Below are 14,432 nucleotides of genomic sequence, written 5' to 3'. Positions count from 1 at the left end.
AAAGGAAGAAGATCATGGCCAAAACCGGGACCCGGCTACGGAGTCAGGTGTGTACTACCGAGGTGATCATCGTCCGGGCCGCCGACAGCCTCGACGATCTGCGGGCCGGCGGCGTACCGATGGTGCCCATCGACGGTGGCGCGGCCCCGTCGGACGGTGGTCCGCAGGAAGGTTTCGCCGACGGCAACCTGATCGGTAAACGCTACGTCGACGACCAGGGTGCGGAGGTCCTGGTGACCAAGGCGGGTGCCGGCACCCTCAGCGTGGGGGCCACACCGCTGACCATCAAGGAAGCAAAGCCGCTGCCCGCGAGCGACTGAGAGTGATCGAGGTGGGATAGATGCCCGAAACCGCCACCGACCCGCTGATCCTGGCGGCCGAACAAGCCGATGCCGAGGCAGCGGCGGCGGAAGCCGAGGCGCTGGCCGCGCAGGCGTCCGCGACCGCGGCCCGGGCTCGGGCCCGGGCCGCGAAACTGCGCCGCGAGGCGGAGGAGCAACGGGGCGCGGGTTCGCCGCCGGGATTCGATACGGCCGGTAGCGATGCGGTTCCGGGGGATTTCGGGGCATCGTCCACTGCGGACGCCGGGGAAACCGGTGAAGTCACGGATCCCGGTGACACCACGCATATCGGTGATGCCGGAGCCGCGCCGACGGCTGCGGTCGCGGGCGACTCGGGAATGACCGGTAGCGCCGGTACTGAGCCGCCGAGCCGGGAGACGGCCACATCCGGAGCGGCGTCGGCGTTGCTGTCGAAAAGCCCCCACTCGGAGTTCGCCGCCGCGCAGGCGGATACCGCATCGAATGCCACAGCGCAGCGCGATGCAGACACAAGTACGGGCCCAACTGTCGATACGTCGAAGAAGGCTGGTGCCGAGGACGGTGACCCGGCGGGTCCCGATTCGAGCGGCGATATGTCGAGAGGCGCGGATTCCGCGGGGCTGCGCGCAACGCGGCCCGGTTCGGGAATCGATCGGTCGGACGACGCGGGCTCCGACGTCGATACCGCAGCCGGATTCGATGCCAGCGACGGTGGTTCGAAGCAAGCCACGTCGGACCGGGAATTCGGAGCCGGCACCGCCATGACGAAGCGGTTGCCGGCCGGGCCGAGTAAATTCGCCGGTCGGTTCCGGGCCGCCGCAAGACGGGTGGGAACGAGTACGACCCGGTGGCCGAGCCGCCGGGGAATCGCCCGGGCTCTGGTGGCGCTGATCGTGCTCGCCGCTCTGGTGACCGGTGGCTATTCGATCTGGAACCATCAGCAGATCGCCGCTGACCAGGCCCGGGAGGACGAGTTCCTCAATGCCGCTCGGGAAGGTGTTATCGCGCTCACCACACTGGATTCCGGTAATGCCGCCGATGATGTGAAACGCGTTCTGGACCATTCCACGGGTGCCTTCCGCACCGATTTCCAGACGCGGTCGGAGGATTTCATCAAGGTCGTGGAGCAGTCCAAGGTCGCGACCCAGGGCGAGATCACCGCGGTCGCGGTCGAATCCATGACCGACGAATCGGCGGTCGTGCTGGTATCGGCGGTCTCCCGGGTCACCAACACGGCAGGCGCGCAGCAGGAACCACGGGTGTGGCGGCTCAGTGTCACCGTCACCCGCGAGGACTCGCAGTTGAAGATGTCGAAAGTGGAGTTCGTACCGTGAGAATCCCCAGCCTGCTCCGCAAGGTCCGCCGGTCCCCGGAACCGGTTCTGCTCACCCTGCTGGCCGTAGTGGCGGTGGCCCTCGCCGCCGCGCTGCTGGTCTTCCAGTACCGGCCCGATTCCCGCGGTGGCGCGGCGAAGAACGACGTGCTCTCCGCCGCGACCGAGGGCACCGTGGCCCTGCTGTCGTACTCTCCCGAATCGCTGGACCAGGATTTCGCCGCCGCCAAATCGAGGATGACCGGGGATTTCCTCAACTACTACACCCAGTTCACCGAAAAGGTCATCGCGCCCGCCGCGAAGGAGAAATCGGTGAAAACCTCCGCGAGCGTCGTGCGCTCGGCGGTCGCCGAAATACATCCCGATTCGGCGGTCGCGTTGCTGTTCATCAACCAGACCACCACCAGCGCCGAGAAACCCGATCCGGCGCTGGCCGCCAGTAGCGTCCGGGTGACGCTGTCGAAGGTAGAAGACTCATGGCTGATCTCGGCGTTCGATCCGGTCTGAACACCGGCGACCCGGGCGGCGCGGCCCGGCCGAGGTCCGAGGCGCCGGTACTCGTCACGATCTACCCGGTGCTCGACTATTTCTCGGTCTGCCCGCGTTGCGGATATGCCGCCGAAGCCTCGACCACCGTACGCACCTTTGCCGACGGCGCGGCCGACAGCGAAATGCATATCAGCTGCGGAATGCCCTGGGGCCGGCAGGAAACGCGCTGACCCTCACCACGGCACGGCGCCGCCCTCGGCCGGGGCGCGCCGCGTCCGGCCGGCGGCCAGGCCGGCCGGCGTCAGGCGTGGGCAATGCGGAAGACGGGATAACGGTCGGCGATACGTTCGAACTCGGTCGAGGCGGCATTCCGGTCGATCGGGAAATGTGGGCGCGCGCCCGGCGCCACCTGTAGAAAGCGCTGAAGAATGGCCGCGCGCCGGGCGGCGGGTTCCTCGATCAGCCGGACCTCCTCGCGTCGCCCGTGACGCAAGACAGCCCGGCCGTCACCCGCTCGTACGTTGAGTACCCAGTTCGTCCGCTCGCCCAGCATCGCGACGAGATACCGCTCACCCTCGTGGTCGGCGATGGCGATCGGAAAAGAGATGAGCCGGCCCGATTTCCGGCCACGGACGTCGAGAGTGGCCGCTCGTTCGGGCATAACGCCCGCCGCGAAGACGATGGCGGACAGCCGGTTCTCGATTCGCGCCCAGCGACCCGGCCGGCCGCCGCGATACTGCCGGCGCTTGAATGCCGCAAAGAAGCGACCGAGCATGATCTTCCTCCAGTGTGCTGCCGAATATTCTTACAACGTATGTTTCTGTTTCGTAGGATATTCTTATGCGATAAGAATCGTCAAGAGGAGAGTTGTGCCAGCAAACCGTAGCCGGGGACAAACGGCCGGACTGACCAAGGAAGCGATCCTCCGGGCCGCAATAGCCGTGGCCGACCGGGAGTGCCTCAGCGGGCTGACGATGCGCCGGGTCGCCGCCGAACTAGGTGTGGAGGCCATGACTCTCTACCACCATGTCCGGAACAAGGAAGCGCTGCTGGACGGGATGGTGGACCAACTCTTCGCCGAACTTCCGCCACCACGGGAACCCTCGTCATGGCAGGAGACACTGAGCGCGTTCGCCTACGCATTCCTGTCGAAGTTGTCGGCGCACCCCAACTTGATCGGCCTGGTCGCCTCCCGGCCTGCGCTCACTCCGCGAAATCTGGAGACCGTGGAAGGTTTGCTCGAATCGATCTGCTCGGCCGGGATCGAACCGGTACGTGCTTACGATATGGTGCGCGCGCTGGGGGCCTTCGTACTGGGATACGCGGCCACCGGATTGCCTCCGAGCCCGGACACTCCGGTGAAAACGCCACAGGCAGCGGACTCCGGTACCTACCCGCTGTTCGCCCTGGCGGCCGGGCAGTCCGACCGGGCATCCCGTTTCGATTTCGCGCTCGAAGCACTACTCCACGGTTTCGTTGCGGCCGCACCTGCCCCGGCGACCACAGTCCGCGGTCAGTTGTGAAATCGGCCGATCCGCGGGCGCTTCGGATCGCTACTGCTGTATGATATCGGCCCCGCTGGGGCCGGATGTTACTCCCGGGTGGCCGCGGTCGGGCACTGTGGTAATGGCGTGCACCGGGCAGTCGAGCAGGGCGCGGGTAATCGCCGGCTGGTCCGTCGGGGCGATAACGGGGGCGCCGGCGAGGGAGGCGTAACCCCAGTCGTCGAGGGGGAAGTGCTCGGGGGCGTGTTTGGCGCAGATACCGAAACCGGCGCAGAGCGTGCGGTCCAGTTTGATCTTCACAGCAGCGCCTCCGTTTCCACTCGGTAGGGGGCTCGGTCGGTGGCGGGGGTAATCGCGCAGTCCGCGCAGCTGTTGCCGAGATGTGTGGCGACCTCCTGGGGGAAGCGGTCCAGCAGGCTTGCTGCGGTGTTACAGGCAGCGTCGAGGGCGCCGCAGGCGCCGCGACCGCGCAGCACCGTCGACCAGCGTCGCAGGCGGTCGAGATCGTCCGCGGCGGCGCGTCCCTGCGCTAGTGCGGTGGTGGCAGCGGCCATGGCGGCGGTGCCGTTGAAGCAGGAGCCGCACTGTCCGGCGTTCTCGCGGTCGAAGTAGTTCAGGACCGCGGCCGCAACGGCGACCGGGCATTCCTCGGTGAGGACGGCGAGGGCACCGCAGCCCAGGCCGGAACCGGCACGGCGCAGGGTTTCGTGGTCGAGGGTCAGGCCGGTGAAAGTGGAGTCGAGCAGGCCCGTGAAGTATCCGCCGACCAGCGCTCCGCGTACCGAATCGGCCGGGATACCGTGCAGGGCGAGCAGGTCGGTGACCGGCAGGCCGTAGGGAAGTTCGTACAGGACCGGTGCCCGGTGCGCGGCGGTGACGGTGGACAGGAAGGTGCCGGGAGACAGCGCGGTGCCCGCGGCGCGGTAGGCGTCGGCGCCCCAGCGTTCCAGGAAGGGCAGATTGGCGAGAGTTTCGACGTTACTGACCAGCGTGGGCAAACCGGCTACGCCGGCCTCGTACGGTCGCGGCGGTTTGTCGGTGGGTACGGCGCGACCCCCGTTGATCGCCTGGACCGCGGCGGTTTCCTCACCGGCGACGTACCCGGGATCTACCCGGACGACAACGAGTTCCGGGCCGCCGGGCACGGTGCCACCCAGCTCGCGGAGGGCCGATAGCACCGACCGTTCCGATTCCGGATCGGATAGATAGACATAGCCGCGCCGGGCACGCACCAACGCGGCGGCCAGCCGCAGTCCGTCGAGCACCAGATGCGGGCGGTTGCGAAGCAGCCAACGGTCCTTGAAGGAGGCGGGTTCACCCTCCTCACCGTTGGCGACCACAACGGTTTCCGTGCAGCCGGCGGGCGGCACGGCGGCTGCCGGGCGGCTCGCGGCGCGCACACCGTTCACCTTCACCGCGAACGGGAATCCGGCACCGCCGCGCCCGCGCAGCCCACTGCGCTCGACGGCGTCGGCCAATTCGGCGACGGCGCCGATCGGCCGGTAACCTCCGCTGTCGCAGTATTCACAGGCGGTCTCGGCCCCGCCACCGAGCCGCAGTAGCCGCGTTTCGCTACCGGGGTACGGGACCACGGTCAGGCCCCCGGCCGACGGGTAGGTGTGCTGCATCGGTGCCTCCTGACTGGGTGCGGCACCGGGCCGCTCGTATGGCGCCTATCTCCGCCGCTGGCGCGAAATTGCGCGGCACCGCCCACATCGACATCGTCTGGTACGGCCTTCGGCGTACCAGGCGATGATGCACATTCGGGGTTGGCGGTGCGATCAGCCCGTTAGGCTCGTCAGCATGCGAACTGCGGTGGTGCGGGTGAATATCGATCCGGGCGGTGAGCTCACCGGTGAATCGCTGGCCCGCGGTATGGCCGAACTTGCCGCCGCACTCGCCGGGACCGGCGGCGAAGTCCTGGGAAAGGATCTCGGTGCCGTTCCGCGGTTCCGGCGTGAGGTGCAGGTGCTCCTCGATACCGCGGATGCGGCGAAGGATACGGCGCGCGTCCTCGAAGCCTGCGCCTGCGTGTTCGGTACCGAACCGGTTGCAGGCGTTGTCACCTACATCAGTCGCGGTACCGACGCGGACGCCCACGGGGTGCTGGCCGGGTTCGGGATCACCGGGGAGATCACCCGCGTGCCGGGCACCGACGGCTACGACATACTGCAGGTGCGGCTGCGCGAGGCCGATCTCGAGCGGGTCCCGGAGAGCCGGATCCATACCGCGCTGGAGGCATCGACCAACTGTGAGGTCCGGATAAGCACGGTATGACGCGGCGGGACACCAGGTCATCGGTCGCCCAGGAATTTCAGGATCTCCGGGGCGGCGAGCACCCAGGTGTCGAACATGCTGAACCGTCGAACCCGGCCGTGCGCGCGGTCCTCCATGGCGCGTTCCCAGGCATCTTCGGGCCAGGGGGGATCGATCAGCGTCGATCCCTGGATCAGGCAGCTCACCTCGAGTGAGGTGCGTTTCGGATGGTCCAGATCTTTCGCTCCGCCGCGGATGATCAGGGTAGGCACTTGGATCCGTTCGAACATCTCGTCGTCCACGCCCGGAACCGTCTGACCGGGTTTGGGCACATAGGCGTTGAGCCAGCGCAGCGAAAGTTTCACGAAGTTGCCGGCGTCGAGGGCACGCAATCGCTGTTCGTTGTCCGGGTTCGCCGCGATGCGTTCCTGCCATTCTTTGAGTTTCAGCAACCCCTCGATGCCCATGCCTCGGACCGCTTGCAGGCTCGGCAGAACGTAGTGGGCACCGAGGTTGAAGGTGCCGTAGACACCGCCGACGATATTCCACAGCACCAGGCGGTTGACCAGTTCCGGATACAGCATCGTGGTGAGCATCGAATCCCGAGCACCACCGGAACCGCCTGCCAGGATCACCGGCCCCGTTTCCAGCTCGGTCAGCAATCCGTGCAGGGTTTCGGCCCGCATATGCGATTCGGTCTGCCCGTAGAACTGCACATCGGAGGCGCCGCAGTTCGGCCGATCCCAGAGCAGCGTCCGGTAACCACCGGTTACCAGTGCCTGGGCCAGCGGCCGCAGACCGGGAATATCCATGCCGAAGCGGCCGCCGGGAGTCAGCACGATGAGATCGCCAGTGTCGCCGAGGATTTCGTAGATCACCGTGCCGCCGTTGACAGTGACTGCGGGCATAACACTCTCCTGACAGGATTGGCTGCGGCGGTTCCGATGGCCGCATCGGGGGAACGACCTGCGGGAACTCGCCTTCCGGTTCGTTCAGGCGGTGACCAGTACGTCGTCGCCGACCACTCGAACCGGATAGGTGCGGATGCTCCATTCGGGTTTGACTGCGGTGGTCCCGGTGGCGAGTTCGAACCCCCACTGGTGCCACGGGCAGTAGATGAACTCGTTGTCCCGTACCATCACCGAATCTCCGGGTACCGATTCGTCGACGACGGTGTGGCCGCGGGCCCGGCCCGCGCAGAGCGGTCCGCCCTCGTGTGGGCAATAGTTGGCGATGGCGTAGAAGGTGCCGTTGACGTTGTATACGCCGACCCCGTGCCGCCCGATCGGTACGATTTTCGAAGTCCCTGGCGGGATATCGTCGACCGCGGCGACGATATGCTCTCGTCCCTGGGCCAGCCGCGGTGCCTCCACAGGTGCCGGTGGGTGAGCACCGGACCCGTGCACGGCAGCGGCGTGCCCCGGGATACCGCCGGTTACGGCAGCCGAGGCACCGGGATCGGTCGCCGGGAGATCTTCCCCGCAGAATGCCGCCGGGCTCGTATCGCGAGTCGATGCCGGCCGGGCATCGGTTTCGGGCGGTGTCATGTCTGTGCTGGTGCTGGTGCTGGTGTCGGTTGTTGCTGCGCTGGTTCCGTACCGGGGTATCGCAGGCGAGCCGGACTCGGATGGCATCGCTGCGACATCCGCGTCCGGTGGCGGGGGCGGCCGATCATGACGTTCCGCCATCAGTGCACCTGTACCTGTCCAGGAAGCGCCGGTACGGTTTCCGGCAGGTGATAGGTCTCGATACCGTTGCGGAACATCACCTTTTCGCGTGCCGCGGGCGGGAGATGTTTCACCAGCCAGCGCGGATCGTCGAAGGTCCAGTGCGGGTAGTCCGAGGAGTACAGCAGGATCTTGTCCGCCTCCATCCACTCGAACGCCCGGGTGAGTTCGGTTTTGTCCTCCGGATAGTCCAGCGGCTGGGTGGTGAACTTGGTGTGTTCCTTCACGTACTCCGACGGTTTCCGGGTGATCGACATGAACGAGCCGCGGGCCGCGTAGAGGGCGTCCATCCGCCACATCAGCGGCAGGATCCAGGTGAAGGCGTGTTCCACGAAGACGATGCGCAGCTCCGGGAACCGGTCGAAGACCCCGTCGAAGATCAGGCTCATCACCTGGTTCGCCGCGAGCAGCGAGTAGGTGACCATGAAATCGTGGTTGTAGCTGGGGAAGCCGACCGGCGGCATGGGCATGGTCTCGAAGGAGCCGCGGCTGAGGTGACAGCTCACGGGCAGATCGTGTTTCACCGCGGCGGCCCAGATCGGGTCGTATCGGGCATCGCCCCAGGAGGGCCGCGGCTCGGCCTTGATGAGGATCTGCGCCATATAGGGGTGCCCGGCCCACTGCTCGATCTCGGCTACCGCGGAGTGCGGATCGTCGATCGCCACACAGATCGACCCGCGCCAGCGCTGATGCCAGTTGTTGTGCGAATTCAGCCACTGCGCGTTCAACCAGCCGTTGACCCCGGTCGCCATGGCGGCGGTGGCCTCGGGCAGCCGGGTCGCCACCACGGTGGGCTCGAGGATCACGATATCGGAACCCGCGTCCATGATGAGCTGGCGGAACGCCATATCCGGGTCACTGCCGGGGAATTCGCCGCCCGCGGGAAACGTGTCGACCCGCATGGCTTTCGAATGTGCGTAATCGGGTGCGTCGTAGACGATGGTGTCGCCGACGCGGCGACTGAGAAAGTACGAACTGCGCCACGGTTCCGGAATATGTTCCACCAGATCGCCCCGGCGGGGAACCGGATGGACATCGGAATCGACGACACGTACCGGCACCAGTTCCGTGGAGGGAACTCGCACCTGGTCTTGGGCCATGGTCATAGCGCCTCCTCGAGCACCATTGCGGACGGGGCCGGGCGGCCGCACCGCGACCGCGGAGCAGACATCAGCCGACCGCCGTCACGGCGTCTACATCGATGCTGTACAGCTGCGCGGCATTTCGCCAGTTCAGTTTTTCGCGCTGCTCGCTGCTCAGCGTGGCCGGCAGGACATCGGTATCGCCGCAATGCCAGTGCGGATAGCTGGACCCGAACATCACCATGTCGTCCTTGCCGGTGAAGTCCAGCCACTCCGCCGCGAACGGAGCGTCGCCGGGCCCGTCGATCGTGGCGTGCACGAAATACACGTGTCCGGGCAGATAGTCGCTGGGCATCCGCGGCGCCCACGGTGTCTGTTCGAGGTGCGGCCGGCCGAAGGTGTCCATCCGCCAGGTGAACGGTGTCAGCAGATCGGCGCCCCCGTCCGCCCAGACGAATTTCAGGTCCGGGTATCGCTCGAAAACGCCCTCGGCGATCATATTCATCAGGTGATAGATGTAGTTCAGCCCCATGAACCCGAAGTACTGCTCATAGGTGCGCGGATGGCCGGACGGTGTCGGCGGCAGGCCGATACTTTCCCCGGTCTCGATATGGGTGGCGACCGGCAGGTTCGCCGCCGCGGCGGCCTCCCACAGCGGCCAGAACTGCGGTTTCCCGTATAGTTCGCGCGATTGCAGCGGGATCCCGAGCTGCACGATGCGGGGATGATCGCCCAGCCGCTCGATTTCACGCAGTGCGCCGCTGATGTCCTCGGGATTGACGCGCAGGGTGCCGCGGAAGCGGTCGTGATAGGTGCCGCTGTCGAGCCAGCGCGACACCATCATGTCGTTGTGGGCGGACAGGACCGCCGTGGTGAGGTGCCGGTCGGGCAGGATGCCGCGGGTCATCGGATGCAGAACGGCGATATCGACACCGCGTTCACCGAACAACTGCTGCCCCACGAAGTCCGGGTCCGAACCCGGGTATCCCTTATGGGGCCCGCGGGCGCCGGCGACGTATTCGCCGCCGGGCGCGCCGTACCAGTCCATCTCCGGGTCGGGGATTCCGCGGCTCTTGAACGGTTCGCGCAGATGGGCGCGCATATCGTCGTTGGAGCGGAAGAAAATATGCACGCTGGTATCGATCACCGGGGTGCGGGCGCCGTCGGGCAGATCCTTCATCGCGGTCCTCGTCGCCGAAATCGAGCGTGCCGGCCGAACCCCGCGGTATCGGCCGGCACCTGTGGTCAGTACTGGAAATCGATCACCGCGGCTTCGGGCCGCTCGGTGACCGGCGCGGCCAGGCCCTGCTCGTCGCAGATCCGCTGCAGCTGGTCGAGGGTTTCGTCCAGGCCGGGGCCCAGCCGTTCACCCGGGGTGAAGGTGGCCGGCAGGTTCCGCATTCCCTGGATGACACCGATGGTGTCGTAGTGCACCGTGCCTTCGGGGTCGCATGTGTAGTCCGGCATCCGGTCGAGCACCGCCAGCAACATGGACTTGAACACCGTACGCGCCACATTGGATCCGATACACCGGTGCACGCCCAGCCCGAAGCTGAAGTGCCGGTTACCTTTCCGGTCCATGATGATTTCGTCGGCATCGGGGAAGATGGTCTGGTCACGGTTGGCCATCGCCCAGGACAACCACAGCCGTTCACCCTCTTTGAATTCGGTGCCCTGATAGGTGCAGTCGTCGGCGATGGTGCGGCCGTCGCCCGGGGCCGGCGTGAAGTAGCGCAGGAATTCCTCGGTGGCCGAGTCCAGCAGGTCCTCGCGATCACGGCTGAGTTCCTCGCGCTGCTCCGGATTCTCCGACAGCCATTCGAGGGAATGGGCGGTGAGCGCGGTGGTGGTGTCGAAGCCGCCACCGATGAGCAGGCCCATCATGCCGAGCAGTTCCATATCGGGGGCCGGCTCACCGTCGATGCGCAGTTCGACGAGCGCCTTGATGAGGCCGGGCTTCGGGTTGCTCTTGGCCTCGTGCAGGCTGGTGAGGATATCGAGACCCATGGTCCGGTGCATTTCGGCGACCCGGGGGGCGTCGGGGGAGTCCTCCGGGGTGTACACCGAAGCGTGTACCGGATCGCTGTACACCGACCACTTCTTCAGCGGGATGCCCAGCATCGCCAGGGTCAGCACGGCGGGGACGATATTGGCGAGATCGTCCACGAAATCGATACGGCCGGTCTCGATCTTCTCGTCGATACTGGCCCGGACGATCTCGTCGATGAACGGCTGCCAGCGTTTCACTGCGGCGGGCGACAGGTACGGGTTGAGGATCGAGCGGTAGGTGCGATGCTCGGGATCGTCCATCTCCAGCATGCCGCCGCGGACCAGCGCGGCCCGCTGCGCCTTCGGAATCGAGATGCCCTGGTAACCGCGGCGTTCGTTGTGCACATCGTGGTCGACCGATACCTCGGGGCAGCGGGCGAGTTCGAAGACCGCGTTACCGCCCGCGGCGACCCAGTGCCCGTTGTAGGTATCCGACCACGCCACCGGGCATTTCGCATGCATTTCATGGGTGATCTCGGAGAACTTCTGCCGGTACTCGGGAGTGTGCCGGTCGAAATGGTACCGATTCTGCTTGCGCTGGTCGTTATCCGTAGATGTCACGGTCTGTTGTCCCTCTGCTGGTCACTGGTCGGCGAACCTTCGCCGGGGGCCCGGAACTCTGCGCCGCTCCGGGAATCGTCGGATTGCCGACTCGCCACCGGGCCGGCGGCGTGCGCGTCGATCGCCTGCGAGGTGTGCGCGCCGCCTGCGCCGGGGTGGCCGGGTGCGGCTCACATCTTGTGGTCGTACCACTTCAGGTAGCCGCCGCCGTCGACGCGCATCTGCATACCGGTGACGAAGCGGGCTTCGTCGGAGACGAGATACAGGATGGCGTTGGAGATATCGACCGGCTCGATCCACGGGGTCTTCATGGCCTGCTGGACATGGAAGGCGGGTTCGGCGTCGGCGCGGGTCGGGTTCTCCAGATCCGGCCGGAACGAGCGGTACATGGGCTCGCTCTGCAGCATGTCGGTATTGCAGTTGGTCGGGTGTACCGCGTTGGCGCGGATACCGCGGGGCGCCAGATGCCGGGCGATATCGAAGATGTAGTACGACAGTGCGCGCTTGGAGTGCACGTAGGCCATACCGCCGAGATCCGCGCCCGGATTATCCATCTTGCCGGTGTCGATCATCGCGGCGGTGGAACCGGTGGCGATGATGGACGCGCCCTCACCGAGGTGGGGGAGCGCGGCCTGGATGGCGTTGATGGTGCCGACGAGGTTGGTATTGATGACGTCGATCCACGCCTGGATATCGGGCTGACCCTTCATCCCGGCGACACCGGCCTGGGCGATGACGATATCGAGCTTGCCGAATTCGGCGACGCCGGCGTCCAGCGCCGCCTTCAGTGCGACGGCATCGCGGACATCGGTCTGGGTCGCGACGATACGGCGGCCGGTCTTCTCGACCAGGCGCACGGTTTCCTCGAGGTCTTCGGGTGTGGCCAGCGGGTAACCGATGGTCGACATGTTCTGGCACAGGTCGACGGCGATGATATCGGCGCCTTCCTCCGCCAGTCGTACGGCGTGGCTGCGGCCCTGACCGCGCGCGGCGCCCGTGATGAATGCGACTTTGCCCTCAACACGTCCCACAGCATTCCCTTTCGATCTGTTCTCGAGATATCTGCCCGGGTGCGCCGGACCGCCGGAAGCGGCGGCACAGGGCAGGTGCGCGGCGAGTGCCGCGCGTCGATCCGGCCGCGGCCCCGATGCGGTGTCGACCCAGCGCCGCCGGGTGCCGGTTGCGGACATACGGCTGTTCTCGTATGCGAAAAGAACTGCGTTTTCGCATACGAGAACGGTACTCTACACGTGGGGTCGGCGGCAAGGTTCAGCGTGAAGCCTGGCCAGATGTGTCGTTTCGAATCGGCTCGCCGATTCGGGTGCTCTACCTCGCCTGATGGCTCCAGTGCGCGGACGCCGATCGGCGATTTCGGTATTTCCTTTGCAAGAGAATTGAATTTTCATCAGCCGGCGGTGCCGATATCGGCGTGCCCGCCCGGGCCGGTCCGAGCGGTGGCCGATAACTCCGGCGGCGCGAAAGGGGTGAACGGTTATGACGATCCGAGGCGTACGAGGTGAGGCCGATGACCCGCATCGTTCCGGACGGCCTGCGGCAGCGCTACGAATCGGCCGGCTGGTGGACCCGCGACACCATGGGGGATCTGCTCAGCCGCTCGCTGGCGGCCGCGCCCGGCACGGCGTTCCGGGTGTATTCCGATATCCGGCCGTGGCAGGGCACATTCGCCGACGTGGAACATCTCGCGCGCCGCCTGGCCGCGGGGCTGCGTGCTCGTGGTGTGGGGCCCGGCGATGTGATCGCGTTCCAGCTGCCGAATTGGATGGAGGCCGCGGCAACCTTCTGGGCCGCGTCGTTCCTGGGGGCGGCGGTCGTCCCGGTCGTACATTTCTACGGCCCCGCCGAACTGGCGCATATCCTGCGCGTTTCGAGGCCGAAGGTATTCGTCACGATGGCCGAGTTCGGCCGCCGGACCCATGATCCCGAGCTGACCGCGGATGTGCCCATCGTCGGTGTGGTGGGTAGCGATTTCGACGAGCTGCCGGCCGCGGACCCGATGCCGGGTGTACTGCCGGCGGATCCGGCCGGTCCCGCGCTGATCGCCTTCACCTCCGGTACCACCAGCGCGCCCAAAGGTGTGGTGCACAGTCATCAGACCCTCGGTTGTGAATCGCTGCAGCTCGCCGAACGCAACCGCGACGATCGCGGTGAACAGCTCACCGCGACCCCGGTCGGTCATTTCATCGGGATGGTGGGCGCGTTCCTGCTGCCGGTACTGCACGGCCGTCCGGTCCATATGCTCGATGTCTGGGATCCGGGCCGGGTGCTGGCTCTGATGAAGGGGCAGGGGCTGGTAGTCGGCGGCGGGCCGCCGTATTTCGTGACCAGTATGGTCGAACACCCCGACTACACACCGGAGCATCTCGCTCATATGAAGTATGTCGGGCTGGGTGGTTCGGCGGTGCCGGCCGCGGTGACGCGCATGCTCACCGAGCTGGGGGTGGTGGCGTTCCGCGCCTACGGCAGTACCGAGCATCCGTCGATCACCGCCTCGGCGCTGGACGCGCCGCCGCGGGAACGGCTCCATACCGACGGCCGGGCGATGCCCGGGGTGGAGATCCGGATTGCGCCGGACGGGGAGATCCTCAGCCGGGGCCCGGATCTGTGCCTGGGATACACCGATCCGGAGCTCACCGCGCAGGTCTTCGATGACGAGGGCTGGTATCACACCGGGGATATCGGAGTGCTGGATTCGTCCGGATGCCTGACCATCACCGATCGCAAGGCCGATGTGATCATCCGCGGTGGCGAGAACGTCGGAGCCCGTGAGGTCGAGGATGTGCTCGATGCGATGCCGCAGGTGGCCGAGTCGGTGGTGATCGCCCTGCCCGACAGCCGGTTCGGTGAGGTGGTGGGCGCCGTGCTGCGCCTGAATCCGGGCTGTGTGCTGCCTTCGCGAGCCGAAGTGCGCGCGTTCTTCGAACGGGCGGGGGTGGCGCGGCAGAAGTTGCCGGCGCGGTTGTTCGAGGCCGCGGATTTCCTGCGGACCCCTAGCGGCAAGATCCAGAAACATTTGGTCCGGAGGGGTATTGCGGCATCCATCCTGCGAGAATAAGATTCTCGAAAAGGGAGATTAGCGTTTTACGCGAGTC

At 66.4% G+C, this 14,432-nt stretch carries 16 protein-coding genes; 7 read left to right on the top strand and 9 right to left on the bottom strand.

The genetic code is table 11. The features are described from left to right. The first annotated feature begins 14 nt into the window (after positions 1 to 14). From IU448_RS25600 to IU448_RS25585, 4 genes are read left to right on the top strand one after another with little or no spacing between them, the layout of a single operon-like run. On the top strand, positions 15 to 320 hold the full coding sequence (locus IU448_RS25600; protein ID WP_033246807.1) for a hypothetical protein: 306 nt from the start codon (positions 15 to 17) through the stop codon (positions 318 to 320). A gap of 20 nt (positions 321 to 340) precedes the next feature. Then, the gene (locus IU448_RS29830; RefSeq protein ID WP_195058240.1) at positions 341 to 1,654 is read left to right on the top strand and encodes a hypothetical protein; all 1,314 of its coding nucleotides are present in this window, start codon (positions 341 to 343) and stop codon (positions 1,652 to 1,654) included. Beyond that, entirely contained in the window at positions 1,651 to 2,160 is a 510-nt protein-coding gene (locus IU448_RS25590; RefSeq protein WP_280458061.1) for a twin-arginine translocation pathway signal, read from the top strand. The genes IU448_RS29830 and IU448_RS25590 overlap by 4 nt, the downstream gene beginning before the upstream one ends. Then, positions 2,130 to 2,372, top strand: a complete 243-nt coding sequence (locus IU448_RS25585) for a hypothetical protein (RefSeq protein ID WP_195058239.1) — start codon at positions 2,130 to 2,132, stop codon at positions 2,370 to 2,372. Before IU448_RS25590 ends, IU448_RS25585 begins: the two co-directional genes overlap by 31 nt. A gap of 71 nt (positions 2,373 to 2,443) precedes the next feature. Here IU448_RS25585 and IU448_RS25580 read toward each other — a convergent pair whose 3' ends face one another. Next, entirely contained in the window at positions 2,444 to 2,917 is a 474-nt protein-coding gene (locus IU448_RS25580) for a nitroreductase/quinone reductase family protein (protein ID WP_195058238.1), read from the bottom strand. Between the two features lie 94 nt (positions 2,918 to 3,011). Between IU448_RS25580 and IU448_RS25575 the strand changes: the two genes are divergently transcribed. Then, on the top strand, positions 3,012 to 3,665 hold the full coding sequence (locus tag IU448_RS25575; RefSeq protein WP_280458060.1) for a TetR/AcrR family transcriptional regulator: 654 nt from the start codon (positions 3,012 to 3,014) through the stop codon (positions 3,663 to 3,665). Between the two features lie 30 nt (positions 3,666 to 3,695). On the opposite strand, the gene IU448_RS25570 is transcribed toward IU448_RS25575, so the two are convergent. Both IU448_RS25570 and IU448_RS25565 read right to left on the bottom strand, forming a co-directional pair. Beyond that, positions 3,696 to 3,947 carry a ferredoxin gene (locus IU448_RS25570; protein ID WP_195058236.1) on the bottom strand — a complete coding sequence of 84 codons (252 nt, stop codon included), beginning with the start codon at positions 3,945 to 3,947 and terminating at the stop codon, positions 3,696 to 3,698. Continuing rightward, complete coding sequence (locus IU448_RS25565) at positions 3,944 to 5,275, bottom strand: NADH-ubiquinone oxidoreductase-F iron-sulfur binding region domain-containing protein (RefSeq protein ID WP_195058235.1); 1,332 nt, start codon at positions 5,273 to 5,275, stop codon at positions 3,944 to 3,946. Before IU448_RS25565 ends, IU448_RS25570 begins: the two co-directional genes overlap by 4 nt. 175 nt (positions 5,276 to 5,450) lie before the next feature. Here IU448_RS25565 and IU448_RS25560 point away from each other — a divergent pair, with 175 nt between their 5' ends. Beyond that, positions 5,451 to 5,924 carry a hypothetical protein gene (locus IU448_RS25560; protein ID WP_195058234.1) on the top strand — a complete coding sequence of 158 codons (474 nt, stop codon included), beginning with the start codon at positions 5,451 to 5,453 and terminating at the stop codon, positions 5,922 to 5,924. Positions 5,925 to 5,941: 17 nt separating this feature from the next. Here the strand turns inward: IU448_RS25560 and IU448_RS25555 are convergent, their stop codons facing one another. The 6 genes from IU448_RS25555 to IU448_RS25530 form a co-directional block, all read right to left on the bottom strand. Beyond that, the gene (locus tag IU448_RS25555) at positions 5,942 to 6,811 is read right to left on the bottom strand and encodes an alpha/beta fold hydrolase (RefSeq protein ID WP_195058233.1); all 870 of its coding nucleotides are present in this window, start codon (positions 6,809 to 6,811) and stop codon (positions 5,942 to 5,944) included. Positions 6,812 to 6,895: 84 nt separating this feature from the next. Further along, the gene (locus tag IU448_RS25550; protein WP_195058337.1) at positions 6,896 to 7,276 is read right to left on the bottom strand and encodes a Rieske (2Fe-2S) protein; all 381 of its coding nucleotides are present in this window, start codon (positions 7,274 to 7,276) and stop codon (positions 6,896 to 6,898) included. Positions 7,277 to 7,590: 314 nt separating this feature from the next. Then, a complete protein-coding gene (locus tag IU448_RS25545) occupies positions 7,591 to 8,736 on the bottom strand; it encodes an amidohydrolase family protein (RefSeq protein ID WP_195058232.1) in 1,146 nt (381 codons plus the stop codon). Between the two features lie 64 nt (positions 8,737 to 8,800). Continuing rightward, positions 8,801 to 9,892, bottom strand: coding sequence for an amidohydrolase family protein (locus IU448_RS25540; RefSeq protein WP_195058231.1), 1,092 nt, complete (start codon positions 9,890 to 9,892; stop codon positions 8,801 to 8,803). Between the two features lie 65 nt (positions 9,893 to 9,957). Continuing rightward, positions 9,958 to 11,322: a cytochrome P450 gene (locus IU448_RS25535; protein WP_280458056.1), complete on the bottom strand. Its 1,365-nt coding sequence runs from the start codon at positions 11,320 to 11,322 to the stop codon at positions 9,958 to 9,960. 170 nt (positions 11,323 to 11,492) lie between these two features. Then, positions 11,493 to 12,353, bottom strand: coding sequence for a mycofactocin-coupled SDR family oxidoreductase (locus IU448_RS25530; RefSeq protein ID WP_195058230.1), 861 nt, complete (start codon positions 12,351 to 12,353; stop codon positions 11,493 to 11,495). 494 nt (positions 12,354 to 12,847) lie between these two features. Between IU448_RS25530 and IU448_RS25525 the strand changes: the two genes are divergently transcribed. Further along, a complete protein-coding gene (locus tag IU448_RS25525; RefSeq protein WP_195058229.1) occupies positions 12,848 to 14,395 on the top strand; it encodes an AMP-binding protein in 1,548 nt (515 codons plus the stop codon). The last annotated feature ends 37 nt before the right edge of the window (positions 14,396 to 14,432 follow it).

This window comes from Nocardia flavorosea, from assembly GCF_015477805.1.
GTDB classification, from domain to species: Bacteria; Actinomycetota; Actinomycetes; order Mycobacteriales; family Mycobacteriaceae; genus Nocardia; species Nocardia flavorosea_A.
The sequence above is the reverse complement of the archived record's forward strand: the minus strand, read 5'-3'. Positions and strand labels throughout refer to the sequence as shown.

Bases quoted from the DNA above. Each gene is read 5' to 3' on its own strand.
- IU448_RS25600 (WP_033246807.1), top strand. From the start codon at position 15: ATGGCCAAAACCGGGACCCGGCTACGGAGTCAGGTGTGTACTACCGAG.
- IU448_RS29830 (WP_195058240.1), top strand. From the start codon at position 341: ATGCCCGAAACCGCCACCGACCCGCTGATCCTGGCGGCCGAACAAGCC.
- IU448_RS25585 (WP_195058239.1), top strand. From the start codon at position 2,130: ATGGCTGATCTCGGCGTTCGATCCGGTCTGAACACCGGCGACCCGGGC.
- IU448_RS25580 (WP_195058238.1), bottom strand. From the start codon at position 2,917: ATGCTCGGTCGCTTCTTTGCGGCATTCAAGCGCCGGCAGTATCGCGGC.
- IU448_RS25565 (WP_195058235.1), bottom strand. From the start codon at position 5,275: ATGCAGCACACCTACCCGTCGGCCGGGGGCCTGACCGTGGTCCCGTAC.
- IU448_RS25560 (WP_195058234.1), top strand. From the start codon at position 5,451: ATGCGAACTGCGGTGGTGCGGGTGAATATCGATCCGGGCGGTGAGCTC.
- IU448_RS25555 (WP_195058233.1), bottom strand. From the start codon at position 6,811: ATGCCCGCAGTCACTGTCAACGGCGGCACGGTGATCTACGAAATCCTC.
- IU448_RS25545 (WP_195058232.1), bottom strand. From the start codon at position 8,736: ATGACCATGGCCCAAGACCAGGTGCGAGTTCCCTCCACGGAACTGGTG.
- IU448_RS25540 (WP_195058231.1), bottom strand. From the start codon at position 9,892: ATGAAGGATCTGCCCGACGGCGCCCGCACCCCGGTGATCGATACCAGC.
- IU448_RS25525 (WP_195058229.1), top strand. From the start codon at position 12,848: ATGACCCGCATCGTTCCGGACGGCCTGCGGCAGCGCTACGAATCGGCC.